The sequence below is a fragment of the Micromonospora cathayae genome (assembly GCF_028993575.1).
GTDB lineage: Bacteria > Actinomycetota > Actinomycetes > Mycobacteriales > Micromonosporaceae > Micromonospora > Micromonospora cathayae.
In genome coordinates this window covers 5,131,275-5,156,313 of the sequence record NZ_CP118615.1, presented here as the reverse complement: position 1 = coordinate 5,156,313, position 25,039 = coordinate 5,131,275, and the positions used below count along the sequence as shown (strand labels likewise).

The following is a 25,039-nucleotide window of genomic DNA, read 5'->3' as shown; positions in this document are numbered from 1 at the left end:
CATCACGAGCCGGCGGTCCGGGTCACCAGCACCGGGTGCCGGACGACCCCGTCGAAGAGGTACCCGAGGTCGTTGGCGGCGGCCCGGTCGGGCTGACCGGCCCCGGTCACGTCGGTCGCCCGCGCCCGCAGGATCCACCGGCCGGGTGCCGGCGGTCGCCAGCGCAGGCTCCACCGTTGCCAGGCGCCGTCGCGGTCGGCGTCGACCAGCCGCGCCGGCCGCCACCGGGCGTCGTCGTCGCCGTCCCGGCCGACGCTGACCTCGACGGTACGGATCGGACCACGCCCGGACCAGGACCGCCCGGTCAGCAGCACCTCGGCGGTGTCGGGCAGCCGGGCGTCCCAGGGCAGTTCGAAGGCGCTCTTGACATTCTGGGCGGTCAGCGGCGGTCCACCGCCGGCCGGATGCCCCGGCCCGAACATCCGGTAGAACCGGGTGTTCCACGGCGAGAACAGCGGGGTGGCGGAGACCTCGACCGGACCGACCCACTTGATCGAGGAGATGCCCACCCAGCCGGGCACCACCAGCCGCACCGGGAAGCCGTGGTCGGCCGGCAGCGGCCGACCGTTCATCTCGTACGCCAGCAGGACGTCGTGCAGGGCCTTGCCGACCGGCAGCGGCCGGCGGACCCGGCCCAGGTTCACCCCGCCGGTGACGTACTCCGGGTCGAGTCCCTCCGGCTGCACGTCGACGGCGGCGTCGGTCAGGCCGGCGTGCCGCAGCACCGTCGACAGCCGTACGCCCCGCCACCGGGCCACGCCGACCGCGCCGAGCGTCCAGTCCACGCCCGGCGTCGGATCGCCCTGCCGGGCGAAGAAGTGCCGGCCGTTGCCGGCGCACTCGACCAGCGCGGTGCTCTTCTCGGCGGGCAGGTCCCGCAGGTCCCGGTAACCGATCTCGATCGGCGCGTCCCGGGTCGGCGTACCCCGCAGCCCGGTGCCGAACAGGCTCAGCCGCCAGGTGTCGGCGTCCAGGACCGGTGTGTGGGTGTGGTTGCGGACGAAGAACCGGTCGGTGGGGACCAGGTACCCCTGCCCGGCCAGCGCCGACCAGCGCATCTCGGCGTTGCCGTCGCGGCGGACGAAGTGCGGGTCGGGCAGTGGTTTGACGATCGGGTCCCGCCCGGCCGGGCCGGCGCCGGGGTCCGTGGCGAGCGCGGCCATCGCGGTGCCGAGGTGGAGCAGTTCCTCCCGGGACACCCCGTCGCAGCGGGCCGCCCCGGCGAGCCACTGGGTCGCCCGCCGGGCGTCGTGGTCGGCCTCCTCCGCTGCCGGTGACTGTGCCATCCCGTCCACCCTTCGGCTCGACGACCCCAACTCATATTGAACCAGTAGGGTTTCGTGGTGGCGGCCCGGTGCGCCGGCTCCGCGAACCGGGTGTCCGGTGCGTCGGCTCAGCGGTCCAGGCTGTCGGCCGGGGCCATCACCCGCAGGGCGTTGGCGTCCAGCCCGAGCCGGATCGGAGTGTGCCCGCACAACTCACCGTCGACCTCGACCCGCGCCGGCCGGTCGGTCTCCAGCCACAGTTCACCCACTGCCAGGAACGGCGTGTCACCGAGGGTGCGGCGGTGCCCGGTCGTCGCGTTGCGGGCCGTGTCGGCCAGCAGCCCGCGCCGGGTCGGACCGCCCACCGGGTACGCGACCAGCAGACGGTCGTCGGCGTCGGCGTCGGCGGTGATCCGGCGACCGGCGTGGAAGCCGCCGTTGGCGACGAAGAGCTGGTGGGTGACGAACTCGTGAGCCACCCCGTCGACCCGTACGGTGGCCCGCAGCGGACGGTGCCGGGCGAGCAGGGCCAGCGCGGTGAGCGGGTACGCCAGCCGGCCGACGGCCCGCTTCAACCGGGGCGGCGTCCGCAGCATGATGTCGGCGGAGAGCCCGACACCGACGTGGTTGGCGAACGGCGTGTCACCGGCCAACCCGAGGTCCACGTCGATCACCTTGCCCCGGCTGAGCACGTCGACGGCCCCGTCCAGGTCGAGGGGGACGCCGATGGTCCGGGCGAAGTTGTTGGTGGTGCCCAGCGGCAGCAGACCCAACGCCATGTCCCGGTGCGCGAGCAGCCGCGCGGCGGTGCTCAGCGTACCGTCGCCCCCGCCCGCGACCAGCAGGTCCGGCCCCAGGTCGACCGCCTCGCGCAGACTCCGTTCGAGCTGGCCGGGCCGGTCCACCGGGTACGCGCCGAGCAGGTCGAACCCGGCGGCCCGCAGCCGGGAGAGGGTCCGCTGGTAGTGCTGGCGGCCCCGCCGGGAGCGGGCGTTGACGACCAGCGCCGCCCGCCGCCCCCGGTGGATGTCCGCGCTCAGCTCCGGCTTGGTCCGCATGGGCCACGACCCTATCGCCAGCCGGGGCCGGCCTGTTGCCGGCCGCCTCCGTCGGCAGGTCGCCGCCTCGGTCGGCGGGTCACCGGGACCGACGGCAGCAGATCGAACGGGCCCGGACGGCAGCAGGGTCGAGCCGGCCCCGGACAAGCGCCACGCCGGGGCTGCGGCGCTCGCGGCCGTCGGCGCACGGACGGCCCGCCGGCTCCGGTCCGACACAGGGGCCACGGTCCCGGCCCGGTCCGGCCCCACGTCAGCGGTCGAACGACGCCCAGATGTGCTTCACGTCGTCGGTGGTGTACCAGCCGACGTCCAGCGACAGGGCCTGGGCGAGTTGCAGGCCCCGGCCACCGGACCCGGCCGGCTGGCAGTCGGTGAGTTCCGGGACCGTGCTCAGGTCGTGGTCGGCCACGTCGAGGACGAAGCAGTCGTCGCCGGCGAGCAGGGACACCACGGTCGGCGGCAGGCCGTGCCGTAACGCGTTGGTGGCCAGCTCGGTGGCGACCAGCACCACCATCTCCGGTACGTGGTCGAGCCGTTCGCCATCGATCAGGTCGTTGCCGTTCAGTGCCTCGTGCAGCGATGCCCGCAGCGCGCGAAGTTCGCTGGGGCTGGACAGCACCCAGCGCGTCAGCAGGGCCGCCCGGGGCGGCGGCGGGGAGGTCCGCAACGGTGCCATGCCTCCGGTTTACCCACCTCGGAGCGGGTCGAAGCGGATCAGGGACCGGTGTCGCCCACGCCACCGGCCGGCCCGGGACACCCCACCGCCCTGGTCACCCCACCGCCCGGTCACCGCGTCGCGACGCGGTGACCGGGCGGTGGGGGCGGACTCCCGTACGCCGCTCCGGCCGGTCGTGCCGTTCCGGTCAGGCCCCGGCGGGCACCTTCCCGCCGGTCGGCTCGGTCGCCTCGGCGGCCGGTCGCGGGGCCGCCGGGCGGGGGGCGACCTGCGGGTACTCGCTGGTCGGCGCCCCGCCCGCGGCGGCCGCCATCACCGCGGCGGCGGCCAGGTCGGCCACCCGCTTCGCCTCCCGCTGGACCCGGGCGCGGACGTCCTTGGCGTGCCGTTCGGCGGACTCCGCCGCCCGGCGTACCTCGTCCAGCCGGCTCAGCTCGGCGGCGAGTTCCTGCCGCGTCTCGGTGAGCCGCTGCTGGAGCTGCGCCATCTCCTGCTCGATCGCGCTCGACTCCTGGCGGGACTGGGCCAGGTGCTGCTGGGCGGCGTCCAGTTCGCTCTGCAACTGGGTGAGCGCCTGCCGCCGGTCCCGGATCTCCTGCTGCACCACGGTGAGCTGCTGCTGATGTGCGGCGGTCTGCTCGTCGGCGTGCTGCCGCAGCTTCGCGGAGTACTGCTGGGCCTCGGTGACCAGGGTGGCGATCTTCTGTTCCGCCGCGCTCCGCTGCCGGGTCAGTTCCTGCTCGGCCGCCGCCCGGTGCTCGGTGAGTTCCTGCTCGGCGGCGGTGCGGCGCTCCTCGATCTCCCGCTCCACGCTGGCCTGCCACTGGCCCAGCTCCTGCTGGGTCTGGGCCCGGGCCGCGTGCACCTCCTGCTGGATCTGCGCCCGGGCCGCCTCCAGCAACGCCTCGGCCTCGGACCGGGTCCGCTCGACCTGCTGGGCGGTCTGCTCGTTGATCCGCTGCGCCTCCTGGTGGGCACGTTCGTGCGCGGCCTCCCCGTCGGCGCGCAGCCGTTCGGCCAGTTCCCGGATCTCGGCGAGCTCGGTCTGCGCGGCGGCCCGGAGTTCTTCGTGGACCTTCTCCTGCTCGGCGCGGCGCGCGGTCAGTTCCTCCTCGAGCGCGCGGGCCCGTTCGGTGGCCTGCTCCCGCGCCTCGGCGAGCACCCGCTCCGCCTCGGCCTCCAGCGCGGCGGCCCGCTGCCCGGTGGCCTCGGTGATCGCCTCGGCCTGCTTCTCGGCCAGGGCCAGGATCTGGTCGACCATCGGGCCGAGGTCCCGGAACGAGGCACGGTCCACCTGGGCCGGTCGTTGCCGTAGCTCCAGCAGTTCGGTCTGGAGTTGCTGGAGCTGCCCGGCCAGGGAATGGAGCTGTCCGGAGGACCGGTCCCGCGCCGCCGTCAGGGTGGCGATCTCGGCGTCGACCTGTTCGACGTACCGGTCCACCTGCCGTTTGTCGTAGCCGCGCAGCGCGAGCTCGAAGCTCGGCCGCGATGTCGTGCCTGCGAACGGCTCCTCGCCGTGGGACATGCGCCATCCTCCGTACGATCGCGAGCGCCGTGCCGGTGGAACCGGCCGGATGCGGCGAAAGGCTACCGCCGACCCGTCACGGCCCGGCACCGAGCCCCGCCCAGGTCCACCCGAGACCGCCCCACCCACCCCACCCACCCACCGTCCCGCCCCCGTCCCCGCCCGCCGCCCGCCCGGTCCCGCCCCCGCAGCGTTGATCATGAAGTTGTTGTCACCCCACCCGGCGTGTCGGGTCAGTAACTTCATGATCGACGGAGTGGCGGGTGGGGGGCGGGCGGGGACGGGGTGGGGTGGGGTCAGTGGGTGGGGGTGGGGCGTACTTCGACGATCATTTCTGTCTCGCAGCAGATGTCCATGGTCAGGGCGGCTACCGTGACGGCGGACCGGGCGTGCCGTCCGCGCTCGCCGTACAGGTCCATGAGCAGGTCCGAGCAGCCCTCGGCGACCACCGAGGGCTGGTTGAAGCCGGGTTCCCCGTAGACGTAGGCGTTGATCTTGACGATTCGGACCACGTCGTCCAGGTCGCCGATCTCCCGGCGCAGCGAGGAGAGCAGCGCGAGCGCGTTGTACCTGGTCGCGGCGCTGGCCTCGGCGACGCTGATGGCCACGCCGACCGGTCCCTTGAAGGGGTAGCCACCGTCGTGGAACGGGCCGTGCCCGGCGAGGTACACGAGGTTGCCGGTGCGCACCGCGCGGACCCGCCGGGTGCCCGGCTTCTCCGGCAGCACCGGCAGCTCCAGGCCCAGCTCCGCGATCTTCTTCTCGATCTCCATACCGATGCTCCCTCAGTTCCCGTCCCAGAAGATGATCCGTTTGCGGGCCAGCTCGATCAGCTTGGTCATGCCGATGCCCATCAACCCGAGCAGGATGAGGATCGCGAAGACCGTGGCGATGTCGAGCCGGAAGTTGGCCTGGAGGATCAGCACGCCCAGGCCCATCTGGCCGCTGACGAACTCGCTGACGATCGCGGCGATGACCGCGTAGACGGCGGCGATCTCCAGGCCGGCGAAGATGAACGGCAGGGCGCTGGGCACGATCACCATGCGGACGGTGAGCGCCTTGCCCGCCTTCAGCGACCGCATCAGTTCGAGCCGCTCGGCCGGCACCGACCGCATCCCCGACACCGTGTTGACGAAGATCGGGAAGAACGTGACGAGGACCGCCAGCGCGACCTTCGACTCCATGCCGAAGCCCAGCCACACCACCATCAGCGGGGCGATGGCGATCTTCGGCACCGCCTCGATCATCACGATGTACGGCCGGATGATCGCCTGCGCGGTGGGGGAGAGGGCGACCAGGCCGCCCAGCAGGAGGCCGATGACCACGCCGCCGCCGAAACCGAGCAGCACCTCCTGGAGGGTGCGCCAGAAGTGCGGGTAGAAGCTCGCCGGACCGGTCTGCGCGAGCCCGCGCCAGAGCGCCTGCACGACGCTGAGCGGGGTGGGCACGAGCACCGAGTTGACCTGGGTGACCCGGACCCCGACCTCCCAGCCGATGATGATCAGCACGAGCGAGACCGGGAACCAGAGCCGCCCGGCCAGCCGGCGCTCGGCCGGCTCGGGACCGCCGGGGAGCTTCCGGGCCGAGCGGACCGCCTCAGACACTGCCATGCGCCACTCCCGGTTGGTCGAGGAGCTTCCGGATCTGGTTGGTGTACGCACCGAAGGCCGCCGAACCGGTGACGTCGAGTTCACGCGGCCGGTGCAGGGTGACCTCGACGATCTCGCGGATCGTGCCGGGCCGCCCGGTCATCACGATGATCCGGTCGGAGAGGAACACCGCCTCGGCGATGCTGTGGGTGACCAGCAGGATGGTCTTGCCGGTCCGCTGGCGGACCCGCTCCACCTCGAGGTTCATCTGGTCCCGGGTCATCGCGTCCAGTGCCCCGAACGGCTCGTCGAGCAGCAGCAGCCGGGGATCCTGGAGCAGTGAGCGGGCCAGCGCGGCGCGCTGCTGCATGCCGCCGGAGAGTTCGCCGGGGTACTTCTCGGCGAAGCCGTCCAGCCCGACCATCTCGATCAGGTCCCGGGCCCGGGACCGCACGTCGCGGAACCGGCGTCCCGCCACGATCCCGGGCAGGGCGACGTTCTGTTCGACGGTCTTCCACGGCAGCAGCACCGCCTGCTGGAACATCAGGCCCACGTCGGCCCCCGGCTCGGCTCCGGCGGCGTTGATGTCCACCGTGCCCCCGGTCCGGTCGGTCAGGCCGGCGACGATGCGCAGCAGGGTGGACTTGCCGCACCCGGACGGGCCGAGGATGGAGACGAACTCGCCCTCGGCGATGTCGAACGACACCTCCTCCAGCGCGACGACCGGCGTGCCGGTCCGGGTGCCGTACACCTTGGACAGGCCCCGGACCGACACCACCGGCGTCGAGGTCACGAGGTCGGCCACGAGGTCGCCTTCTCCCGGACCGCCGCCGCGTCGATCGTGCCGATCTTGGCGGCCACGTCGTTGGTGTAGAACACCGAGACGTCCTTGACCTTGTCCTGGACGCCGAGGAACTCGACGTACGCCTGCCACGACCGGTCGGTGAACTGGCCGTACGGCTTCTCCGCCGAACCGTCGTCCTCGATCACGTCGATGCGGCGCTTGAGCACCGGCAACGCGCCCTGCATGGCCTTGGCCCGGTCGCCGGTGGGGGCGAACTGCGGGTACTGCTCCCAGTGGATGCGGATGGCCGCCTCCGGGTTCGCCTTGGCGAACAGCACCGACTTGGTGTACGCGCGGGCGTACCCGGCGGCCGCCTCGGGGTTCTCCGTCAGCCAGGCGTTGCGGGCCAGCAGCCCGGCGCCGAACAGGTCCGCCGTCACGCCCGGCTTCTCCAGGTACCGGAACTGGTAGCCGGCGGCCTCCAGCGCGGCGTACCGCACGTCGTTGATGACCAGCGCGTCGACCTCGCCCTTCTTCAGCGACTCGGCCGCTGCGGCCTCGGTGCCGACGGCCACGAAGGTGACCGAGGCCGGGTCGATCCCGGCGGACCGCAGGCCGGCCTTGGCGAAGAGTTCGAAACTGCCGCCCAGGGAGGCCAGGCCGATGGTGGCGTCCTTCAGGTCGGCGAAGGACCGTACCGGGCTGTCGGGCAGGACCGTCGCGTCGAAGAGGAACTCCGGCGCGACCTCGTAGAAGTACCGCAGGTCGAGGTTGCGCCCGTCGGCGGCGGCCTGGACCAGCACGTCCGGACTGGGGGCGGAGATGTCGGCCTGGCCGGCGGCGAGCAGTTGCAGGCAGGCCCCGGTACCGCCGGAGACGGGCAGCATCTCCAGCGAGATGTTCTCCTCGGCGAAGTAGCCGAGCTTCTCGCCGATCCAGAACGGTGCGCCGCTGGCGGCGAGGGTCTCGGCGCAGTAGACGTAGCGGATCTTGCTGGTCTCGCCCGGGGCGCCACCGCCGTCCGCGCTGTCGCCGCCGCAGGCGGTGGCGGAGAGTGCCACGGCGAGCACTCCGGTCAGGAACAACCGCTTTCTGATCATCCGACTACCTCCACGACTGTTCCGGCTGGCCTCCGACCGGCATGTTCCGCTTAACGGAACACGGTTTCGGTTAATGGTGAAAGCTTGGGAGTCGCCGGGACCCCTGTCAAGGCATCGCCCGGACCGCGGCGGCGAAATCGGCCATCTGTGCCAGGGCGTCGTCGCCGCTGATCCGACCGGCGAACTTGACCACCAGATCGGTCACCCCCACCTCGGTCACCAGTCGCCGCACCCAGTCGACGCAGGTGGTGAGGTCGCCGACGACGTACCGGTCCGCCAGCCGGCTGGCGAGGTCGCCGACGCTGGCCTGGGTCACCATCGGGTTGCCCCGGAGCAGGTGCAGCTCGTGCGAGGCGCGCAGGTACTCCTCGGCGTCGCGTCGGGCCCGCGCGTCCGTCTCGCCCAGCACGACGTGCCGGACCAGCGGCCGGAACGCGGCCGGCGGCCGACCCGACGCGGCCCGGTGCTCGTCCACCGCCGCGAAGCCCCGGACCACCTCGTCGACGGTGAGCGCCGCGTCCGGGAACCAGGCCTCGCCGTGCCGGGCCGCCCGGCGGATCGCGGCGGCCGACCGGCCACCGACCCAGACCGGGACGGGCCAGATGGGACGGGGGGAGAGGGTGAAGTCGGCCAGGACGCGGTCGTCGTCCCGGTACGAGACCGACTCCCGGTGCCAGAGCCGGTCCAGCAGGGCCAGGCTACGGTCGGTGACCGCGCCGCGCCGACGGGCGTCCGCCCCCAGCGCGGCGAACTCCGGCTCGTCCCAGCCGATCCCGACGCCGAGCACGGCCCGACCCGCGCTGAGGTTGCTCAGCAACGCGAACTCACCGGCCAGCCGGACCGGGTCGGCCAGCGGCAGGATCAGGATGTTGGTGCCCAGCCGCACCCGGTCGGTGCGGGCCGCGACCGCCGCCAGCACCAGCTGCGGGGACGGCCAGTAGGTGGCGTAGCCGTGGTGCTCGCCGAGCCACACCGAGTCGTACCCCATCGCCTCGGCGGCGACCGCCTGGGCGACGCTGCGGCGGACGTCCGGCCCGCCCTCGGGCAGCCGGACCCCGAGCCGGAGCCTAGCCATGGTCGGCCGCCGGGTAGCTGACCTGGTCGAACACCCGCATGTCGTGGCCGGGGAGCACCACGTCGGCGTGCTCGGCCAGCCGGTCGAAGGACCGGTAGTAGTCACCCAGGTCCACGTGGGTCCGGGACGGGACCACCCGGTAGGGGCCGGTGCCCCGCCAGTTCTCGAACTGGGCGCAGTGGTCCCCGGCGAGGGCGTACCGGCCGGCGGCGGTGTCGACCACCAGCGCGGTCATGCCGGGCGTGTGCCCCGGGATGTGCAGCAGCCGCAGACCGGGACGGAGCGTGACGTCGCCCTCGACCAGCCGGGTCCGGTCCATGGTCGCCAGCCAGCGGGGGGTGAAGCCGAGCGCCGGGGCCTCGTACGCGGCCTGGTGCACCGGGTACGGCGCGACGGCGTACGCGACCTCGCTGCGCTGCACCACGAACTCCGCGTTCGGGAACAGGTGGTTGTTGCCGCAGTGGTCGTAGTGCAGGTGGCTGAGCACGACCGTCCGGACGGCGGCCGGGTCCACCCCGGCGGCGGCCAGGGCGGTGGCCGGCTCCTCGTCGGCGGTGCGCTCGAACGGGCGGTGGTGCCGGTTCACCCACTCCGCGTCCGGTGAACCGGTGTCCAGGATCGTCACGTCACCCCGGTCGTCCCGGACCACCCAGATGACGTGCGGGCTCTCCACCGTTTCCCCGGGGTGCTGACCCCAGAGCAGGTCGGCGCGCCGGATTCCGGGGGCGCGACCCACCCGTACCGGCACGATCTGGAATTCCATCGTCCTCCCGCCCCGGCGGGCAGAACCGTCGATTCGCCCACGCGGCCCGCCTAGTGAAACACCATTCCGGTGGGCGGTACGATAACAGTGGGTGAGCGGAAAGGCCAGGGTGCGACGGTGCCCGGCGTCGGCCGGATGTCGAGCGACGCCGAGCGAACGCGTTCTCCCGCTGTGCCGCGGCGAGCAGGGGCGCGGCGACCGTGTCGATCCTCGACGTCGTCGACCTCCGGGGTCCGACCCATTTCCGCCTGTCGATCGGCACCGAGGGCTCCGCCGGGCGGGTGGCGACCCGCCGGGACACAGTGGAGATCACCGTCCGTTGTGGCCCCCGGAGCGGCCCCGGTCCAACCGGTCGCCGGAACCGGAAGCCACTGTCTAGGTAGGAATCCCTTGCATGGGATTCCCATCACAGTGGACTCTTGACAGACGAATGTTCGTGACCGCTATTCTCGGTGCCTGATCCGGTGCCTTCGATGGCTGCCCAGCCACTGTCGCCGGTCGTTCTTCTACTGTCAGGTCCGCGTTCTGCGGGTGGTATCGCTGATTCGTCGGCGCGGGACGGGAAACGTTCACCCCGCACGCCGATTCTTCGGGCCGCCCGCTGCCGTTCACGGATCCGAAGTGACGAGAAGGGTTACAGCATGTCCGACGAGACAATGGCTGACGCGCCGGTGCCGGCGGGTCGGACGCGGCGGATGCCACGGCGGTCCTGGCGGATGGCCGCCGGCGCCGCCGTCACCGCGCTGGCTCTGTTGACCACCGCGGCCGGGGTGAGCGTGGCAGCCGAGCGGGACGAGCGGGGCAAGCCGGAGCGGGCCTCGGCCGCCGCGCTGGGCTCCGGGTTCCGCGAGGGTCGGGTCGGGGTCGACGGAGGGTACCTGCACTACGTCAAGGGCGGCACCGGTGCTCCGCTGGTGCTGCTGCACGGCTGGCCGCAGACCTGGTGGTCCTGGCACACCGTGATGCCCGAGCTGGCGAAGACCCGCACCGTGATCGCGCTGGACCTGCCCGGCCTGGGTTCGTCCTCCATCCCGAGCGGCGGGTACGACAAGAAGACCACCGCCAAGCGGATCAACCAGGCCGTCCGGGCGCTGGGCTACACCAAGGTCGACCTGCTGACGCACGACTCCGGCTCGCTGATCGCCTACCCGTACGCGGTGCAGTTCCCCGAGCAGGTCGGCCGGATCGCGGTCATCGAGGCGCCGCTGTCCGGCTTCGGCCTGGAGGACTTCTACGGTGTCAGCTGGCACTTCCTGTTCAACGCGTCGCCCGCGCCGATCCCTGAGACGATCATGGACAACGACGACGTCAGCACCTACCTCGGCATGCTGTTCAACAACTCGCACCGCCCGGACCTGATCGACAAGGACACCTACTACCGGGCGTACAGCGACCCGGCCCGGCGGACCGCCGGGTACAACTACTACCGGGCCTTCGACACCGACATCGCCGACAACCGGGCGAGCGCGGCGGCGGGCAAGGTCAGCACGCCGATCCTGGCGATGGGCGCGCAGTACGTCTTCGGTCCGGCGGTGGCCGCGTCGTACCGCAACGTCGGCACCGACGTCCGTGAGGTGGTCGCCCCGGCCTCCGGTCACTTCGTCCCCGAGGAGAACCCGCAGTTCCTGCTCGACTGCGTCAAGCTCTTCTTCGGGCCGGCCGGCGGGGTCCCGTCCCGCCCCGAACTCGCCAACTGCGCCCCGTGACGGGGACGCTTCCCCGCTGACGACGCGACGCTGGCGGTCACCTCCGTTGCGGAGGTGGCCGCCAGCGTCGTCCGTGGCGACGTCGACTGCCGTGCCCTGCCCTGCCCGGGACGCCGCCGTGCCCATCGTGTCACCGCCGGGCGGGGCGGCGCCTCTTCGACGTTGCCGTCCGCCCGGAGCAGAAAAATTTCACCGACGGCTGTCGATATTTCGGCGATCGGATCGTCGTAGCTACGAGGGCCGCGCAGCGGTCGCCGCGCCGACCGGGCGCGCAGCGGCTGGCGTCCGGTGGGTCGCCACCGACAACGGGGTCGGTGCCCGGACGCGCCATGACGTCCCCGAGGTGTCAGAGGCGGCACCTCGGGGACGTCACCCCGGCCGAGAGGCCGGTCCGGGTACGGTCAGCGCGACAACGCGGTGAACTGGCCGGGCGTGCGTCCCGGTCCGGCCGGCCCCCGGTACGCCTGGGCGATGTCGAGCCAGCGGTCCGCCTCCGCGCCCACCGCCGTGAGGGCGAGGTCGGCGCGGTGCCGGCGGCGGGTGACCAGCAGGCAGAAGTCCACCGCCGGCCCGCTGACCCGCTCCGCGGAGTCCTCCGGGCCGAACGTCCACAGTGCCCCCGACGGCGCGGTCAGCTCGAACCGCAGCTGCACGTCCGGCGTCTCCAGGCCCCGGGCCTGGTAGCCGAAGTCCCAGGTACGGACCGCGAAACCGACCAGGTGCTGGATGCGGTCGGTGCGCTCGGGGTTGACGCCGAGGGCGTCGGCGATGTCCTGGCCGTGCCCGAACAGCTCCATCATCCCGGCCGCGGCCAGCACGGCGGCGGGCAACGGACGCACCAGCCACGGCACGATGTGCTGCGGCTGCACCGACGCCAGCGCACGGTCGGCCCCCGCCCGCTCCTCCCGCCACCGGCGCAGCAGCACCTCCGGCGGCTCGGCGAGGTACCCCGCCATGGCGTGCCGCACGTTGGCGTCGAAGTCGCTGCTCAGTTGCGCGGCCATCGCGGTGAACGCGTCCGGCTGGGCGACCGCCATGGCGGCCAGCCGGAAGGTGGCGGCCAGGTGGGCGACCTGGTGCGCGACGGTCCAGCCGGGGGCCGGCGTGGGACGCGCCCAGTCCGCCGGCGGCAGGTCGGCGATCAACCGGTCGACCTGCTCGCCGTCCGCGGTCAGGGCAGCGTACACAGCGGGTTGGTTGGTCACGGGAGGTGTCCTCTCCAGGAATCGGGGCGAGGGTCAGGAACGGGTTCGTGGTGAACCGTCCGGACCCGGTGGGTCCTCGTCGTTCCAGCCGGCCGGCATCCGGAACAGCCGTGGTGGCCGGCCGGCGTCGGTGTCCGCCGACGGCCGGGTCAGCCGCAGCATCACCACGACCCCGGCGATCACCAGCCCGTTGACGACCAGCAGCACCGCGCTGATCGGGTCGACGCCGTGCTGGTGACCGGTGACGAGGTCGGTGTTCGCCTCGCGTTCGGCCTGGCTCGGTGGCGGTGGTGGACGGCCCGTGCCCACGCTGAAGCGTTGCCACCCGTCGAGTTCGGTGCCGTCGTCGAACGCCACGTGGTAGACGATCGTGAAGACGCCCGATCCGTCGGCCGAGAAGGACTGGGTCAGGGTGTTCCCCCGCCGGCCCGGCTCGTCGGCGGAGCTGACCCGCTGGCCCCGTTCGTCGACCACGGCGACGTGCGAACGGTCGGTGTCCGGGGTGGCCGAGAAGGTCAGGGTGACCTCCCGGGGCACGGTGGTCAGCACGGCCTGGGCCGCCGGGCTGCTGGCGGTGAGCTCGGCCCCGGCCGCCGCCCCCGCCGCGCTGGCGGGGGAGGCGACGACCGCGACCAGGGCCACCACGGCGACCCGACGGCCGATCACGTGGAGCACGTCAGGCCGGCGAGGGCGTGGAGACCGACCGGCGGGCGCTGGTGACCGGCGCGCAGGCGCAGGTCGTCCGGGCCTGCTCGGCGGCGTTCGGCCGCAGGTGGAAGTACATCGCGATGACCATCGGGATGAACACCACCGAGTTGTAGAACAGGTGCAGCTCGACCCGGCCGAAGAACAGCTGCGCGATGCTGGTCGGTACGGCCGCGCCGAAGAAGTTCATCCCGATCTGGGCCTGGATGAACAGCAGCCCGTGCTCGATGTGGTGCCAGAACTGGATCGCCAGCGAGATCGTCCACCAGGTGCGGGCCCGGCCGGCGAAGCCCGGTCGCAGCAGGAACAGGCCGATCAGCATGAGCAGGGCGTACCCGTAGTGCAGCCACTCCGAGGTGATAAGCCAGGGGAAGTACTGGCCGAGGACGCCCCGGGAGGCGGGCCGGGACATGCCCAGCCCCCAGATCTGGTAGGCCTGCACCAGGTGCTCGGCCCAGTGCGCGACGACGATCAGCAGGTAGACCCGGAGGGCCAGGCGGTGGTGCCGGCCGTTGATCCGTTCCACCAGACCGGGGGCGCGTGCCCCCGTGGGTGCCGACATGGTGATCTCCATCCGTGGCAGGGACTGGCGCAGAAAACGCTAACGGCGTACCCGTCCGGGATGTTCTTCGACGTTGCGCCGTTGCGTCCGTCGTCCACAGTGGGCGATACGTCGACGCATGGTCAATGGCTCGACCGTCCACACCGCTCTCACCTGCACGGTTCGGTCAAGCAACCGAGAAGATGCCGACGCCACGACGTCGGCCAGAGGATGAGACGGCCCGGCCGCGGCCGGTGACCGGGCTGGGCGGCCACCGCCCGTACCGGGTGGTCCGCCGTCACCAGGTGTCCGCTGCCCCTGCCGCCGCCGCGCCGTCCGCGGCTTCTTCGATCAGTGCTCCTCCCCCACGACAGGAGGCACACCAGTGCAACTCCACGACGCCGGGCCCGATCCGGCACGGACGATGACCCTCGAGGCCTTCGCCGACACCATCCTGCCCGGCGAGAAGCGCTTCCCGGACGACCGGGCGGTCGCCGGGGTGTCGACCGGCGGTGGCGCGGTCGCCTCCGGCGCGATCGACGTGCTCCGGACCGAGGAGGGTGGGATGGCGCCGGCCCTGGACGCCCTGGCCGACGGGCTCAACGAGCACGCCGAACGGTACGCCGGGGAGCGTTCGCTGCCGCTCGACGACGCCGTCCCGCCGTTCGTGTCCCTCGACTACGACCACCGGGTGGCGCTGGTCCGGGAGCTGGTCGCGGCCGACCATCCCGAGCGGGAGGCGTGGGTGAGCCTGGCGATGTTCAACACGATCGCCTTCGACGCCGCCTCCCACCTGCACACCGTGGACGCCCTCGCCGCCGGCCACCCCGGTCTGACCACGATGGGCTACTTCGGCCCGGACAGCGACGGTCTGTGGCGCTTCCCCTCCTACTCGTACGGCCGGGTGCTGGCCCGCCCGCACCCCGACACGACCCCCTCCGGGAGCCCGGCATGAGCCGTACCGAAAGTACCGACGTCCTCGTCATCGGCAGCGGCTTCGGCGGCGCCATCACCGCGTACCACCTGGCCGCCGGCGGCGCGAAGGTGGTGGTGCTGGAGCGGGGGCCGTGGCTGTCCGGGCCCGAGTTCGACCAGGACTTCAAGTTCGGCTCGTCGACGACCCGGGTCTTCGACTTCGTCATCGGCGATGGCATGAGCGTGCTCAGCGGCAACTGTGTCGGTGGCGGCAGCGTCGTCTACTTCGCCGCCATGCCGCGCGCGCCCCGGTTCGTCTTCGAACGGCACGGCTCGATCGGCCGGCGGATGTGGCCGGCGGCGATCGACCGGGACGCCCTGGACCCGTGGTACGACCGGGTCGCCGAGGCGCTGCCGGTCAGCCAGCAGACCTGGGACGACGTGCCGTTCGCCGGTGGCCTGTTCGGGGCGGCCTGCGACCACGCCGGGCGGACCGCCAACCCGGTGCCGGTGGCGATCGACCACGACAAGTGCACCAACTGCAACTGGATGATGTCCGGTTGCCGGTTCGACGCGAAGCGGTCGCTGCTGCTCAACTACCTGCCGGCGGCGGTGGCGCACGGCGCCGAGATCCGTCCGCTGCACGAGGTGCAGCACCTGACCCGGACCGACGACGGCGGCTACCGGGTGCACTACAGCATCGTCGACGAGGTGGACTACCGGGTGCACGTCTCCACCGGCACCATCGACGCCAAGATCGTCATCATGGCGGCCGGCGCGGGCGCCACCCCGGTGATCCTGCAACGGTCGGAGCCGCACCTCGGCACCATGCCGCACGCGGTCGGCCGGTACTTCTCCGGCAACGGCGAGCGGCTGAACACGGCGATCTTCGACGAGGACCGGATCCGGGACGTGCTCGGCCTGTCCCGCCCCGACGGGGTGCCGTACGAGGCGTACCAGATCGGCAAGGGGCCCTGCGTGGCGACCTGGGACCAGCTCGACGGCTCGCTGCCGGAGTACAGCCGCTTCTCGCTGGAGCAGCTCTACTTCCCGCCGGGCTTCGGCACCATCCTGGCCCAGGTGCCGGACGCCGTCGGGCCGACCTGGTTCGGCCGGGAGAAGAAGGAGCTGCTGCGGCGCTGGCGGTCCTGGCTGACCGTCTTCACCATGAGCGAGGACGACAACGAGGGCGTCTTCGGCCCGCCGCCGGAGACCGGCAACTCGATGCGGCTGTCGCAGCAGATGCTGGGCCGGGGCGCGCTGAGCTACACGCCGACGAAGAACACCCTGCACGGCTGGGCGGAGTCCGACGCCGCGGTGAAGGACATCCTGGAACGTGACGGCCTGTCCCGGGTGATGCCGTGGACCAACGAGGTGGTCGGCGCGTACACGGTGCACCCGCTGGCCTCCTGCCGGATCGGGGACGACCCGGCGACCTCGGCGCTGGACGACCGGCACGAGCTGCGCGACCACCCGGGGATCTTCGTCACCGACGGCTCCGCCGTGCCGGGCGCGTTGACCGTGAACCCGGCGATGACGATCGCCGCGCTCGCCGAGCGGGCGGTGCCGGGGATCGTCCGGGCCGCGCAGGAGCGCGGGGTGGCGGTCCGGTACGGGGCACCCGCACCGGACGGTTCGACCGCCGGCCGCCGTGGCGTGCTTCCGCTGGTCACCGGCTCCACCCGGCGCTGACCGGCCGGCCCACCGGCGGGGACGACCCACCGTGGACGCGGCCGGTCGGCGCACCCGGCGACGGCCGGTCGGCGGTGCCGGGGACCAGCCGGCGGGCCGGGGGTCAGTCGGGCGGGCCGGCGGGCCGGTCGGTGGCCGCCGCCAGCCGCTTCGCGGCGAGGTACCGGGGCGAGAACCGGGTGGTCACCTCGGTCGGCGCCAGCGGCCGCGCGCAGTCGGCGCAGGTCACCTCGGCGCGGGCCGGGCCGCCGCAGTCCTCGTGTTCGGCGAGGCGCGGCGGCCCGGCCGAGCCGGCGAGGTGCCGGTCGCCCCACTGCATCAGGGCCAGCACCACCGGGACGAGTTCGCGGCCCCGGTCGGTGAGGTGGTACTCGTGCCGCAGGGGCCGGTCCTGGTAGGGCACCCGGTCGAGGACCCCGGCTCCGACCAGGGTGTTCAACCGGTCGGCGAGGATGTTGCGGGAGATGCCGAGACTGCGCAGGAAGCCGTCGAAGCGGGTGATTCCCAGCAGCGCGTCCCGGACGATGAGCAGCGTCCACCGTTCACCGATGACGTCGAGGGCGCGGGCGATCGAACAGGCCTGTACCGAGCTCAGACGGTAGTGCATTGGGTCATTCTAGGGATCATCCCGGTATAGATCGACGTTCTTCGAATGAATGATTGGTTCGGTCTGCGTTCGTCCGACACGAGGGAGTGGAGCGTGCGATCCTGGTTGCTCAGAACGGCGGTCCGCCGGTCACTGGTCGACGTCCGGCACGTGACCCCGGTCCGTCCCGGCGCCGCCCGGGGGCCGGTGGCCGAGATCTACCGGCAGGTCGAGGGGGAGTTCGGCGTGCTCGCCCCGCCGGTCGTCCTGCACTCGCCCGATCCCGCCCTGCTCGCCGCCTGCTGGGTGATGCTGCGGGAGTCGCTGGTGGCCGGCGGGCGGGTCGACCGGGCCGCCAAGGAGGCGGTCGCGGCGGCGGTGTCGCTCGCCAACAGCTGCCCCTACTGCGTGGAGGTGCACGGCTCGGCCCTGCACGCCCTGGCCGGAGCCGGGGAGGCGGCGGCGGTCACCACCGGCCGGGCCGACGCGGTCACCGACCCGGTGGTGCGGGAGCTGACCCGGTGGGCGCGGCGGGTACCCGACCGCGACCCGGCCGGTGACCCGCCCTTCCCGCCGGAACACACCCCGGAACTCGTCGGTGTGGTGGTCACCTTCCACTACATCAACCGGATGGTGAACATCTTCCTCACCGACTCCCCGCTGCCGTCGTTCGCGCCGCCCACCGTCCGGGCCTGGCTGCTGAAGCTGCTGCGGCTGACCGTCCGGCACACCGTCGCCCTGGTCCGGCCGCCCGGCGCGGCCGCCGACCGGCTGCCGCCGGCCACCCCCGCCCCCGGCGATCTGGACTGGGCCCGGGGGAACGCGTCGCTGGCGGACGGCTTCGCCCGGGCGTACGCCACCATCGACCGGGCCGGGGCCCGGGTGCTGGGCGCGCCGGTACGCGCCCTGGTCGAGGCCGAACTGGACCGGTGGGACGGCCAGCCGACCGGACCGAGCCGGGCCTGGGTCCGGCCGCTGGTCGCCACGCTGCCCGAGGCCGACCGGCCGGCGGCCACCCTGGCCCTGCTCACCGCGATGGCCTCGTACCAGGTGGACGACTCGCTGGTCGCCCAGGTCCGGGCCGGTGGGCTGGACGACGCCGGGCTGGTCGCGCTGACCTCGTGGGCCAGCCTGGCCGCCGCCCGCCGGATCGGTGCCCGGTCCTGGCCCGGCGGCCGGACCGTCACGCCTCCCGAGCAGCCGCTCGCCCCGCCCGCCGCCGGCTGAGGTGACCGGCCCCGGCGAGCCACCGCACGGTGTCCGCCACGGTCTGCTCGAACGGCCTGGCCGGCGCGCCCAGTAGCCGGTCGGTGGCGGTGGTGTCCACCCCCCGGGACACCCGGCAGGTGTAGATCGCCCCGTACTGGGCCGGCAGGTCCACCGGGAGCACCCGCTGCGCCAGGTCGGCCAACCGGCCGACCGGCAGCATCGCCCCGGCCGGCAGGTGGACGGTCGGCAGCGGCCGCCCGGTCACCTGCCGCACGGTACGGACGTACTCCCGGGTGCTGACGTACCGGCCGGGGCCGAGGAACCGGCCGGGACCGTGACCGGGGCGCAGCACCTCGGCGTGCAGCCGGGCCAGGTCGCGCACGTCGCCGACCGGGAACCCGCCGGTCGGCCAGATCGGCATCAGCCCGCGCAGCAGGTTGCGTAGCCGGGCCGTCTGGTCGCCCAGGTACGGGTCGTGCGGGCCGAGCGTGGCGACCGGGTAGGTGACGACCAGCGGCGCGCCCTCGTCCTGGTGCCGGCGGGCCACCCGTTCCGCGTCCGCCTTGGTCGCCAGGTACGTCTCCCGGGGCCGGCCCACCGGGGACACCGGGGTCACCGGGTCGTGGTCGGCCGGCAGCAACGCGCCGAAGGTGGAGACGTACCCGATCTGGCCCACCCCGGCGGACCGGGCGGCGTCGAGCACCACCTCGGTGCCCCGGACGTTCACCGCCCGCATCCGGGCGTGCGCGCGCGGGTCGAAGCTGTAGACCGAGGCGGCGTGCAGCACCGCGGCGCAGCCGCGTACCGCCGCCGCGACGGCCGCCGGATCGGTGACGTCACCGGACACGACCTCGACGCCGTCGGGGTCCACCCCGAGTGGCGCGAGCGCCGGGGCGACCCGGGCCGGATCCCGGACGAGCAGCCGGACCGGTCGCCCGGCCCGCCGCAGCGCGGCCACCGTGTGCGACCCGACGAACCCGGTGCCACCGGTCACCAGAACGGTCATCAGCTCCTCCTCACCCCGCAACCCTTCGGCGATTATCGATGGCTTGTGAGGCCGGCACTTCTCGCCGCGTGCCCCGTTCGCCCGGCCGGGAACCCGGCCGCCCGTCCGGGGCGGGGGTGCGCAATCTCGAAGTTCGTTCCACGTCGGACCGGGAGCAATGCTGGCAACTGTCACGTCGCGGTGGTGCACCGACCGGGCGTGACGTCGGGCCCCGTCGACGTCGTACCGCCGGGGCAACCCGGACGTGACGCGACCGCCCGGGATCCGAACCACCTCAACCAGGGAGGCGGACGTGCTCGCCAGCCGGGTCGTATCGTCGGTCGTCCAGCGCCAGGTCAAGTACGTCACGCCGGTCCCACCGGCGGACGCCGGGGGTGTCGTCGCCGACGTCTACGCCCAGGCGGCCGAGGAGATGCGACTGGTCACGCCACCGTTGCTGCTGCACTCGCCGGCACCGGAAGCGCTCGCCGCCTACTGGATGCTGATGCGGGAACCACTGATGACCGGGGGAGCGGTCGACCGGATGGCGAAGGAGGCCGTCGCCGCCGCCGTCTCGGTGAGCACCATCTGCCCCTACTGCGTCGACATGCACAGCGCCGGGATGTACGCCGACGCCGACGCCGACGACGCGGAGGCGATCGTCGCCGACCGGGTGGAGAACGTCGCCGACCCGCGGATCCGGGCGCTCGCCGGCTGGGCCCGCAACGCCCACCTGCCGGACGCGCCGGTGGACCTGACCCTCACCGCCGCCGAACGCGCCGAGCTGGTGGGCGTGGTGGTCAGCTTCCACTACCTGACCCGGATGGTGAACGTCTTCCTGTCCAGCTTCCTGGTGCCGCCCCGGTTGACGCCGGCCGCCCGGCGGCGGGTCAAGCACGGCATCGGCCGCCTGCTCGGCCGTACCCTGCGCGAGTCGCATCCGGCCGGGCGTTCGGTGTCGCTGCTGCCGCCCGCCGAGCTGCCCGCCGACGCGGGCTGGGCGGTCGGCAACGAGGCGGTGGCCCAGGCGACGGCGCGCGCCTACGCGGCGCTGGAGGCGGCCGGTGAGCGGGCGCTGTCCCCGGAGGTCCGCGCGGTCGTGCGGCGACGCCTGGGACGCTGGCGGGGCGAGGAGACCGGCCTGAGTCGACAGTGGTGCGAGGACCTGGTCGACCACCTGTCCGAGCCGGACCGGGCGGCCGGGCGGCTGGCCCTGCTGACCGCGTTCGCCTCCTACCAGGTGGACGAGGAGGTGGTGGCGGAGTTCCGCCGGCACCACCCGGGGGACCGGCAACTCGTCGAGGCGGTCGGCTGGGCCAGCCTCGTCGCGGCCCGCCAGGTCGGCGCGCTGCACCTGCCGACCGACCCCCGGCCGGCGGCCACCCCGCCCGCCCCGCACCCGGCCGGCGGATGACCGCCCGTTCCGCACCCCGTACCCCGGCCGGTGCCCGCCCCGGCCACCGACCGCACGAACGGTCCCCCTCCGGTCCGCAAGGGGGACGGACCGTCCCTACCGGCACCGACCATCGGAGGACCGCATGTCGACCGTTCTGGGCTCGTTGCGCCGGCTGGTGCTGGCCCCCTCACTGGCGGAGGTCGGCTTCGCCCGGCGGGGCTTCCCGCAGCCGGACTCGGCGGCGGCCCGTGAGCTGGAGGCCGTCCCGCAGTCGGTGGTCTGCGGGTTCGAGTGGGGCATCGACGCCCGGGACCAGTGGGAGCTGGAACGCCGGCTGGAACTGGTGGCGCCCGCCCTGCGCGGGTTCGCCTACGAGGGCGCCACGATGGCGTGCACGGTGCTCGACGCGATGCGCGGCGGCCGGGGGGTACGCACCCGGGACCTGCTGCTCGGGCCGGGCCGGCCGCACATCTTCCTCGCCTACATCGGCATCGGGTTCGCGATGGCCCGGCTGCCCCGGGTGCTGTGGCGCACCGTGGTGCCGGATCTGCCCGGTGTGCCGTACCACCCGACGATGACCTGGCTGGCGGTCGACGGCTACGGCTTCGACAAGGCCTACTTCGACACCCCCCGGTACGTGGACGCCCAGGAGCGGCTCGCGCCGTACCCGTGGCAGGGCCACGCCGACTACTTCCCGCGCGCCGTCGACCAGGGCATCGGGCGGGCGCTGTGGTTCATCCACGGGGCCCGGGTGGCCGACGTCGAGGCCGCGGTACGCCGGTTCGCCAGCGAACGGCACGCCGACCTGTGGAGCGGCGTCGGGCTGGCCGCCGTCTTCGCCGGCGGCTGTGGCGCGGCCGAGCTGGCCGGGCTGCCGGTGGCCGCCGGCGAGCACCGGGGCGACCTGGCCCAGGGCGCGGTGTTCGCGGTCAAGGCCCGCACCTTCAGCGGCCTGGTGCCCGAGCACACCGCCGTGGCCGCCGACGCGCTGCTCGGCATGGAGGTGGCCGCCGCCGCCGCGCTCGCCGACGACGTCGCGGTGGACCTGCGCCCGCGCGAGGGCGTGCCGCCGTACGAGACCTGGCGGCAGCGGATCCGCGAGTACTGCCTGGCCGCCCGTCATTGACGGGCCACCGCACATGATTAATTGCGGATGATCGTCGCGCGGTTGTTCCCATGCGTCGGCCTGATCCATTGTCTGGGCAGGCCGACGCCTTTTTGTGGGCTGCTGACCGGTCCCCTTCGCACGCGCGAAGAAGACTTTACCCCAGGCGGCTGACAGTATTTGTCAAGGCACACAGGCCGTTGTTGGGCTCTCTTCTCCTGGAGGCGCTTTGTCTGATCGTTGGCGCACGCTCAGGCGCCGTATCATCACGCCGGACGTCTCCGAGACGCGCCTCGACGTCCGTGGCTTCCACGTCAAGAACCAGGTGGCGCGGGACATTCTGGAAACCGTCGGAAAATCGTTTCTCGCCGGGTACGCCATCGCGGCGGAAGCGAAGGACCAGAGCATTGCCGAACGGCGGATCGACGCGTTGCAGCCGAGATTCCGGGGCTTCGCGTACGAGGGCGCGGCGATGGCCTACGCGGTCATCGACGGGCTGTCGCTGTGGCGGCGGGACAACAGCCCCCGCTTCCTGGCCGGGCCGGGCGACCGGCACATCTACATGGCGTACGTGGGGATCGGCTGGGCGATGGCCCGGGTACCCCGGTTCCGGTGGCAGCGGCTCGTCCTGCCCGACCCGACGCTGCGCTGGCTCGCGCTGGACGGCTACGGGTTCCACCAGGCGTACTTCAAGACCGCCCGGTACGTGTACGACCAGTACCGGGACCCGTCGTTCACCTGGCACGGCGGTGGCCCGCAGTCCTACGTGCAGCGGGCGATCGACCAGGGCATCGGGCGGGCGATGTGGTTCGTGTACGGCACCGACGCCGTACGGGTGGCCGACGCGATCGACGGGTTCGACCCGGAGCGCCACCAGGACCTCTACAGCGGCGCCGGGCTGGCCGCCACGTACGCGGGCGGCGCCGACGAGGCGGAGTTGCAGACCTTCTGGCAGCGCGCCGGTGAACACCGGCCGTTCGTCGCCCAGGCCAGCGCCTTCGCCGCCGAGGCCCGGATCCGGGCCGGCCTGCTCGTCCCGCACACCGAGGTGGCCACCCGCGTCTTCTGCGGGATGACGGCCACCGCCGCGGCCACCCTGGCCGAAACGACTCGTCCGGACGGGCCGGACGGTGACCAGCTACCGGCGTACGAGATCTGGCGACAGCAGGTCGCCCGGGAATTCGTGGCCATCGGGAGGAACTAGCACATGGCAATGACAATTGGCTGGCTGCGTCGGCACCTGGCCGGAGTCGTCGCTCTCGCCCTCGTCGTGAGTATGTTCTTCGTGTCCCGTCTGCCCAGCGCGTCGGCGGACGAACGGGAGAGCATGGCGGACGGGTACGCCTTCAGCCCGATGGCCATCGCGTTGCCCGGCGGCGCTCCACAGCAGACCATCCGGAAAGTCAACCAGCGGTACCGCAACATCGACGCCTGGATCTCCTCGGTGGGGTCCGGAATCGCGATGAACGACATCGACGGCGACGGTCTCGCCAACGACCTCTGCGTCACCGACCCGCGTACCGACCGGGTGATGGTCACCCCGACCCCCGGACCGGGCGCCGACCGGTACGTCCCGTTCGCGCTGAACCCGGACCCGTTGCCGATGAACGACGTGATGGCCCCGATGGGCTGCGCGCCGGGCGACTTCAACGAGGACGGCCGGATGGACCTGCTGGTCTACCTGTGGGGCCGGACGCCGATCATCTACCTGGCCCGCGCCGGCGCGACCACCCTGTCGATGGCCGCGTTCCGGCCGTACGAGCTGGTGCCGGGGGACACCACCACGTACACCGAGCCGCAGTGGAACACCAACGCGGTCGCCATCGACGACTTCGACGGCGACGGTCACCTGGACATCTTCGTCGGCAACTACTTCCCGCACGGGCCGGTGCTCGACGACTCGATCAACGGCGGCGTGGAGATGAACCACTCGATGTCGCAGGCGTTCAACGGCGGCGAGGACTACTTCTTCTGCTTCGCCGGTGGCACCGCCGGCGCGGAGCCGACGGTCACCTTCAAGAAGGTGGACAACGTGCTGCCGCGCGACGTGTCGAAGGGCTGGGCGCTGGCCGCGGGCGCCAACGACCTCGACGGGGACATGCTCCCCGAGCTGTACGTGGGCAACGACTTCGGCCCCGACCGGCTGCTGCACAACACCTCGAAGCCGGGGAAGATCTCGTTCGAGGTGGTGGAGAGCGCCCGGGGCCGGGCCTGGACGCCGAAGTCGAAGCGGGTCGGCATGGACTCCTTCAAGGGCATGGGCGTCGACTTCGGTGACCTCGACCGCGACGGCCTCTACGACATGTACGTCAGCAACATCACCACCAGCTTCGGCATCGAGGAGAGCCACTTCGCGTTCGTCAACGACGGCAAGAACCACGAGGACGTGCGCCGGCAGTTCGCCGACGGCAAGGCGCCCTTCACCGACAAGAGCGCGCCGTGGGGGCTGGCCTGGTCCGGGTGGGGCTGGGACGTGAAGATGGCCGACTACAACAACAGCGGCGAGCTGGTGGTGACCCAGGCGACCGGGTTCGTCAAGGGCGACGTCAACCGCTGGCCGCAGCTGCAGGAGCTGGCCACCTCCAACGACGACCTGCTGCGCAACCCGCTGTGGTGGCCGCACCTGACCTCCGGTGACGACATCGGCGGCAGCCAGCGGCTGCACTTCTTCGCCAAGGGCGACGACGGCCGGTACGTCGACCTCGCCGGTGAGCTGGGCCTGGACATCCCGGTCCCGACCCGGGGCATCGCCACCGGTGACGCCGACGGCGACGGCCGCCTCGACTTCGCGGTGGCCCGCCAGTGGGACGAGCCGGTCTTCTACCACAACGACAGCCCGAAGCCGGGCGCGTTCGTCGGCCTCAAGCTGACCCACGCCCCGATCGAGGGCGCGACCGTCGGCTCCCCGGTGGTCGGCGCGCAGGTCCGGGTGACCACCTCGGACGGCCGGAAGTTCGTCAGCCGGGTCGACGGCGGCGGCGGCCACTCCGGCAAGCGCAGCAACGAGGTGCACATCGGCCTCGGCCCCGAGGTCACCGGCCCGGTCGAGGTCTGGATCTGCTGGCGCGACCGGACCGGTCAGATGCGTGAGCAAACCCTTCAGTTGTCCCCGGGCTGGCACTCGCTCCAGCTCGACTCGCAGGCTCAGGAAAGGTGACC

At 72.7% G+C, this 25,039-nt stretch carries 23 protein-coding genes; 8 read left to right on the top strand and 15 right to left on the bottom strand.

Going from position 1 to position 25,039, the window contains the following annotated elements:
* Window positions 1-2: 2 nt before the first annotated feature.
* From PVK37_RS23125 to PVK37_RS23080, 10 genes are all read right to left on the bottom strand, one after another.
* Window positions 3-1,286 carry a molybdopterin-dependent oxidoreductase gene (locus PVK37_RS23125; RefSeq protein WP_275029802.1) on the bottom strand — a complete coding sequence of 428 codons (1,284 nt, stop codon included), beginning with the start codon at window positions 1,284-1,286 and terminating at the stop codon, window positions 3-5.
* Window positions 1,287-1,393: 107 nt separating this feature from the next.
* Window positions 1,394-2,323 (bottom strand): diacylglycerol/lipid kinase family protein, encoded by a 930-nt coding sequence (locus tag PVK37_RS23120; protein WP_275029801.1) that lies wholly within the window; start codon window positions 2,321-2,323, stop codon window positions 1,394-1,396.
* Between the two features lie 250 nt (window positions 2,324-2,573).
* Window positions 2,574-2,999 (bottom strand): ATP-binding protein, encoded by a 426-nt coding sequence (locus PVK37_RS23115; protein ID WP_275029800.1) that lies wholly within the window; start codon window positions 2,997-2,999, stop codon window positions 2,574-2,576.
* 187 nt (window positions 3,000-3,186) lie between these two features.
* Window positions 3,187-4,524 carry a coiled-coil domain-containing protein gene (locus PVK37_RS23110; protein WP_275029799.1) on the bottom strand — a complete coding sequence of 446 codons (1,338 nt, stop codon included), beginning with the start codon at window positions 4,522-4,524 and terminating at the stop codon, window positions 3,187-3,189.
* A gap of 296 nt (window positions 4,525-4,820) precedes the next feature.
* Window positions 4,821-5,297: a RidA family protein gene (locus tag PVK37_RS23105; RefSeq protein WP_275029798.1), complete on the bottom strand. Its 477-nt coding sequence runs from the start codon at window positions 5,295-5,297 to the stop codon at window positions 4,821-4,823.
* Window positions 5,298-5,309: 12 nt separating this feature from the next.
* Entirely contained in the window at window positions 5,310-6,134 is an 825-nt protein-coding gene (locus PVK37_RS23100; protein ID WP_275029796.1) for an ABC transporter permease, read from the bottom strand.
* Window positions 6,121-6,918, bottom strand: a complete 798-nt coding sequence (locus PVK37_RS23095) for an ABC transporter ATP-binding protein (RefSeq protein WP_275029795.1) — start codon at window positions 6,916-6,918, stop codon at window positions 6,121-6,123. Before PVK37_RS23095 ends, PVK37_RS23100 begins: the two co-directional genes overlap by 14 nt.
* Complete coding sequence (locus PVK37_RS23090; RefSeq protein ID WP_275029794.1) at window positions 6,903-7,997, bottom strand: ABC transporter substrate-binding protein; 1,095 nt, start codon at window positions 7,995-7,997, stop codon at window positions 6,903-6,905. Before PVK37_RS23090 ends, PVK37_RS23095 begins: the two co-directional genes overlap by 16 nt.
* 106 nt (window positions 7,998-8,103) lie before the next feature.
* Window positions 8,104-9,072 (bottom strand): LLM class flavin-dependent oxidoreductase, encoded by a 969-nt coding sequence (locus PVK37_RS23085; protein WP_275029793.1) that lies wholly within the window; start codon window positions 9,070-9,072, stop codon window positions 8,104-8,106.
* On the bottom strand, window positions 9,065-9,835 hold the full coding sequence (locus tag PVK37_RS23080) for an N-acyl homoserine lactonase family protein (RefSeq protein WP_275029792.1): 771 nt from the start codon (window positions 9,833-9,835) through the stop codon (window positions 9,065-9,067). The genes PVK37_RS23085 and PVK37_RS23080 overlap by 8 nt, the downstream gene beginning before the upstream one ends.
* Window positions 9,836-10,476: 641 nt before the next feature.
* Between PVK37_RS23080 and PVK37_RS23075 the strand changes: the two genes are divergently transcribed.
* Entirely contained in the window at window positions 10,477-11,541 is a 1,065-nt protein-coding gene (locus PVK37_RS23075; RefSeq protein ID WP_275029790.1) for an alpha/beta fold hydrolase, read from the top strand.
* 401 nt (window positions 11,542-11,942) lie between these two features.
* Here the strand turns inward: PVK37_RS23075 and PVK37_RS23070 are convergent, their stop codons facing one another.
* Genes PVK37_RS23070 through PVK37_RS23060 form a run of 3 tightly spaced genes read right to left on the bottom strand, consistent with a single transcriptional unit; the run spans window position 11,943 to window position 14,013 of the window.
* Entirely contained in the window at window positions 11,943-12,746 is an 804-nt protein-coding gene (locus tag PVK37_RS23070) for a TIGR03084 family metal-binding protein (RefSeq protein WP_275029788.1), read from the bottom strand.
* 33 nt (window positions 12,747-12,779) lie between these two features.
* On the bottom strand, window positions 12,780-13,412 hold the full coding sequence (locus PVK37_RS23065) for a copper resistance CopC family protein (protein ID WP_275029787.1): 633 nt from the start codon (window positions 13,410-13,412) through the stop codon (window positions 12,780-12,782).
* 10 nt (window positions 13,413-13,422) lie between these two features.
* Entirely contained in the window at window positions 13,423-14,013 is a 591-nt protein-coding gene (locus tag PVK37_RS23060) for a hypothetical protein (protein WP_275029786.1), read from the bottom strand.
* Window positions 14,014-14,416: 403 nt separating this feature from the next.
* Between PVK37_RS23060 and PVK37_RS23055 the strand changes: the two genes are divergently transcribed.
* Window positions 14,417-14,947 carry a DUF5987 family protein gene (locus PVK37_RS23055; protein WP_275029785.1) on the top strand — a complete coding sequence of 177 codons (531 nt, stop codon included), beginning with the start codon at window positions 14,417-14,419 and terminating at the stop codon, window positions 14,945-14,947.
* Window positions 14,944-16,599: an FAD-dependent oxidoreductase gene (locus PVK37_RS23050; protein ID WP_275029783.1), complete on the top strand. Its 1,656-nt coding sequence runs from the start codon at window positions 14,944-14,946 to the stop codon at window positions 16,597-16,599. Before PVK37_RS23055 ends, PVK37_RS23050 begins: the two co-directional genes overlap by 4 nt.
* Window positions 16,600-16,702: 103 nt before the next feature.
* Here PVK37_RS23050 and PVK37_RS23045 read toward each other — a convergent pair whose 3' ends face one another.
* Window positions 16,703-17,206 carry a winged helix-turn-helix transcriptional regulator gene (locus tag PVK37_RS23045; protein ID WP_275029782.1) on the bottom strand — a complete coding sequence of 168 codons (504 nt, stop codon included), beginning with the start codon at window positions 17,204-17,206 and terminating at the stop codon, window positions 16,703-16,705.
* Between the two features lie 93 nt (window positions 17,207-17,299).
* On the opposite strand from PVK37_RS23045, the gene PVK37_RS23040 reads away from it, so the two are divergent.
* Window positions 17,300-18,412, top strand: a complete 1,113-nt coding sequence (locus PVK37_RS23040; protein WP_275029781.1) for a carboxymuconolactone decarboxylase family protein — start codon at window positions 17,300-17,302, stop codon at window positions 18,410-18,412.
* Here PVK37_RS23040 and PVK37_RS23035 read toward each other — a convergent pair.
* Window positions 18,369-19,400, bottom strand: coding sequence for an NAD-dependent epimerase/dehydratase family protein (locus PVK37_RS23035; protein WP_275029780.1), 1,032 nt, complete (start codon window positions 19,398-19,400; stop codon window positions 18,369-18,371). The genes PVK37_RS23040 and PVK37_RS23035 overlap by 44 nt on opposite strands.
* A 292-nt stretch (window positions 19,401-19,692) precedes the next feature.
* Between PVK37_RS23035 and PVK37_RS23030 the strand changes: the two genes are divergently transcribed.
* The 4 genes from PVK37_RS23030 to PVK37_RS23015 all read left to right on the top strand — a co-directional run bounded on the left by PVK37_RS23030 (window position 19,693) and on the right by PVK37_RS23015 (window position 25,037).
* Complete coding sequence (locus tag PVK37_RS23030; protein WP_275029778.1) at window positions 19,693-20,793, top strand: carboxymuconolactone decarboxylase family protein; 1,101 nt, start codon at window positions 19,693-19,695, stop codon at window positions 20,791-20,793.
* Between the two features lie 124 nt (window positions 20,794-20,917).
* Window positions 20,918-21,901, top strand: coding sequence for a DUF1702 family protein (locus PVK37_RS23025; protein WP_275029776.1), 984 nt, complete (start codon window positions 20,918-20,920; stop codon window positions 21,899-21,901).
* 208 nt (window positions 21,902-22,109) lie between these two features.
* Window positions 22,110-23,084 carry a DUF1702 family protein gene (locus PVK37_RS23020; protein WP_275029774.1) on the top strand — a complete coding sequence of 325 codons (975 nt, stop codon included), beginning with the start codon at window positions 22,110-22,112 and terminating at the stop codon, window positions 23,082-23,084.
* A gap of 3 nt (window positions 23,085-23,087) precedes the next feature.
* Window positions 23,088-25,037: a CRTAC1 family protein gene (locus PVK37_RS23015; RefSeq protein ID WP_275029772.1), complete on the top strand. Its 1,950-nt coding sequence runs from the start codon at window positions 23,088-23,090 to the stop codon at window positions 25,035-25,037.
* Window positions 25,038-25,039 lie beyond the last annotated feature (2 nt).

Bases quoted from the DNA above. Each gene is read 5' to 3' on its own strand.
- PVK37_RS23125 (WP_275029802.1), bottom strand. From the start codon at position 1,286: ATGGCACAGTCACCGGCAGCGGAGGAGGCCGACCACGACGCCCGGCGG.
- PVK37_RS23050 (WP_275029783.1), top strand. From the start codon at position 14,944: ATGAGCCGTACCGAAAGTACCGACGTCCTCGTCATCGGCAGCGGCTTC.
- PVK37_RS23085 (WP_275029793.1), bottom strand. From the start codon at position 9,072: ATGGCTAGGCTCCGGCTCGGGGTCCGGCTGCCCGAGGGCGGGCCGGAC.
- PVK37_RS23035 (WP_275029780.1), bottom strand. From the start codon at position 19,400: ATGACCGTTCTGGTGACCGGTGGCACCGGGTTCGTCGGGTCGCACACG.
- PVK37_RS23110 (WP_275029799.1), bottom strand. From the start codon at position 4,524: ATGTCCCACGGCGAGGAGCCGTTCGCAGGCACGACATCGCGGCCGAGC.
- PVK37_RS23075 (WP_275029790.1), top strand. From the start codon at position 10,477: ATGTCCGACGAGACAATGGCTGACGCGCCGGTGCCGGCGGGTCGGACG.
- PVK37_RS23100 (WP_275029796.1), bottom strand. From the start codon at position 6,134: ATGGCAGTGTCTGAGGCGGTCCGCTCGGCCCGGAAGCTCCCCGGCGGT.
- PVK37_RS23105 (WP_275029798.1), bottom strand. From the start codon at position 5,297: ATGGAGATCGAGAAGAAGATCGCGGAGCTGGGCCTGGAGCTGCCGGTG.
- PVK37_RS23045 (WP_275029782.1), bottom strand. From the start codon at position 17,206: ATGCACTACCGTCTGAGCTCGGTACAGGCCTGTTCGATCGCCCGCGCC.
- PVK37_RS23055 (WP_275029785.1), top strand. From the start codon at position 14,417: ATGACCCTCGAGGCCTTCGCCGACACCATCCTGCCCGGCGAGAAGCGC.
- PVK37_RS23025 (WP_275029776.1), top strand. From the start codon at position 20,918: ATGTCGACCGTTCTGGGCTCGTTGCGCCGGCTGGTGCTGGCCCCCTCA.
- PVK37_RS23090 (WP_275029794.1), bottom strand. From the start codon at position 7,997: ATGATCAGAAAGCGGTTGTTCCTGACCGGAGTGCTCGCCGTGGCACTC.
- PVK37_RS23060 (WP_275029786.1), bottom strand. From the start codon at position 14,013: ATGTCGGCACCCACGGGGGCACGCGCCCCCGGTCTGGTGGAACGGATC.
- PVK37_RS23080 (WP_275029792.1), bottom strand. From the start codon at position 9,835: ATGGAATTCCAGATCGTGCCGGTACGGGTGGGTCGCGCCCCCGGAATC.
- PVK37_RS23015 (WP_275029772.1), top strand. From the start codon at position 23,088: ATGGCAATGACAATTGGCTGGCTGCGTCGGCACCTGGCCGGAGTCGTC.
- PVK37_RS23115 (WP_275029800.1), bottom strand. From the start codon at position 2,999: ATGGCACCGTTGCGGACCTCCCCGCCGCCGCCCCGGGCGGCCCTGCTG.
- PVK37_RS23120 (WP_275029801.1), bottom strand. From the start codon at position 2,323: ATGCGGACCAAGCCGGAGCTGAGCGCGGACATCCACCGGGGGCGGCGG.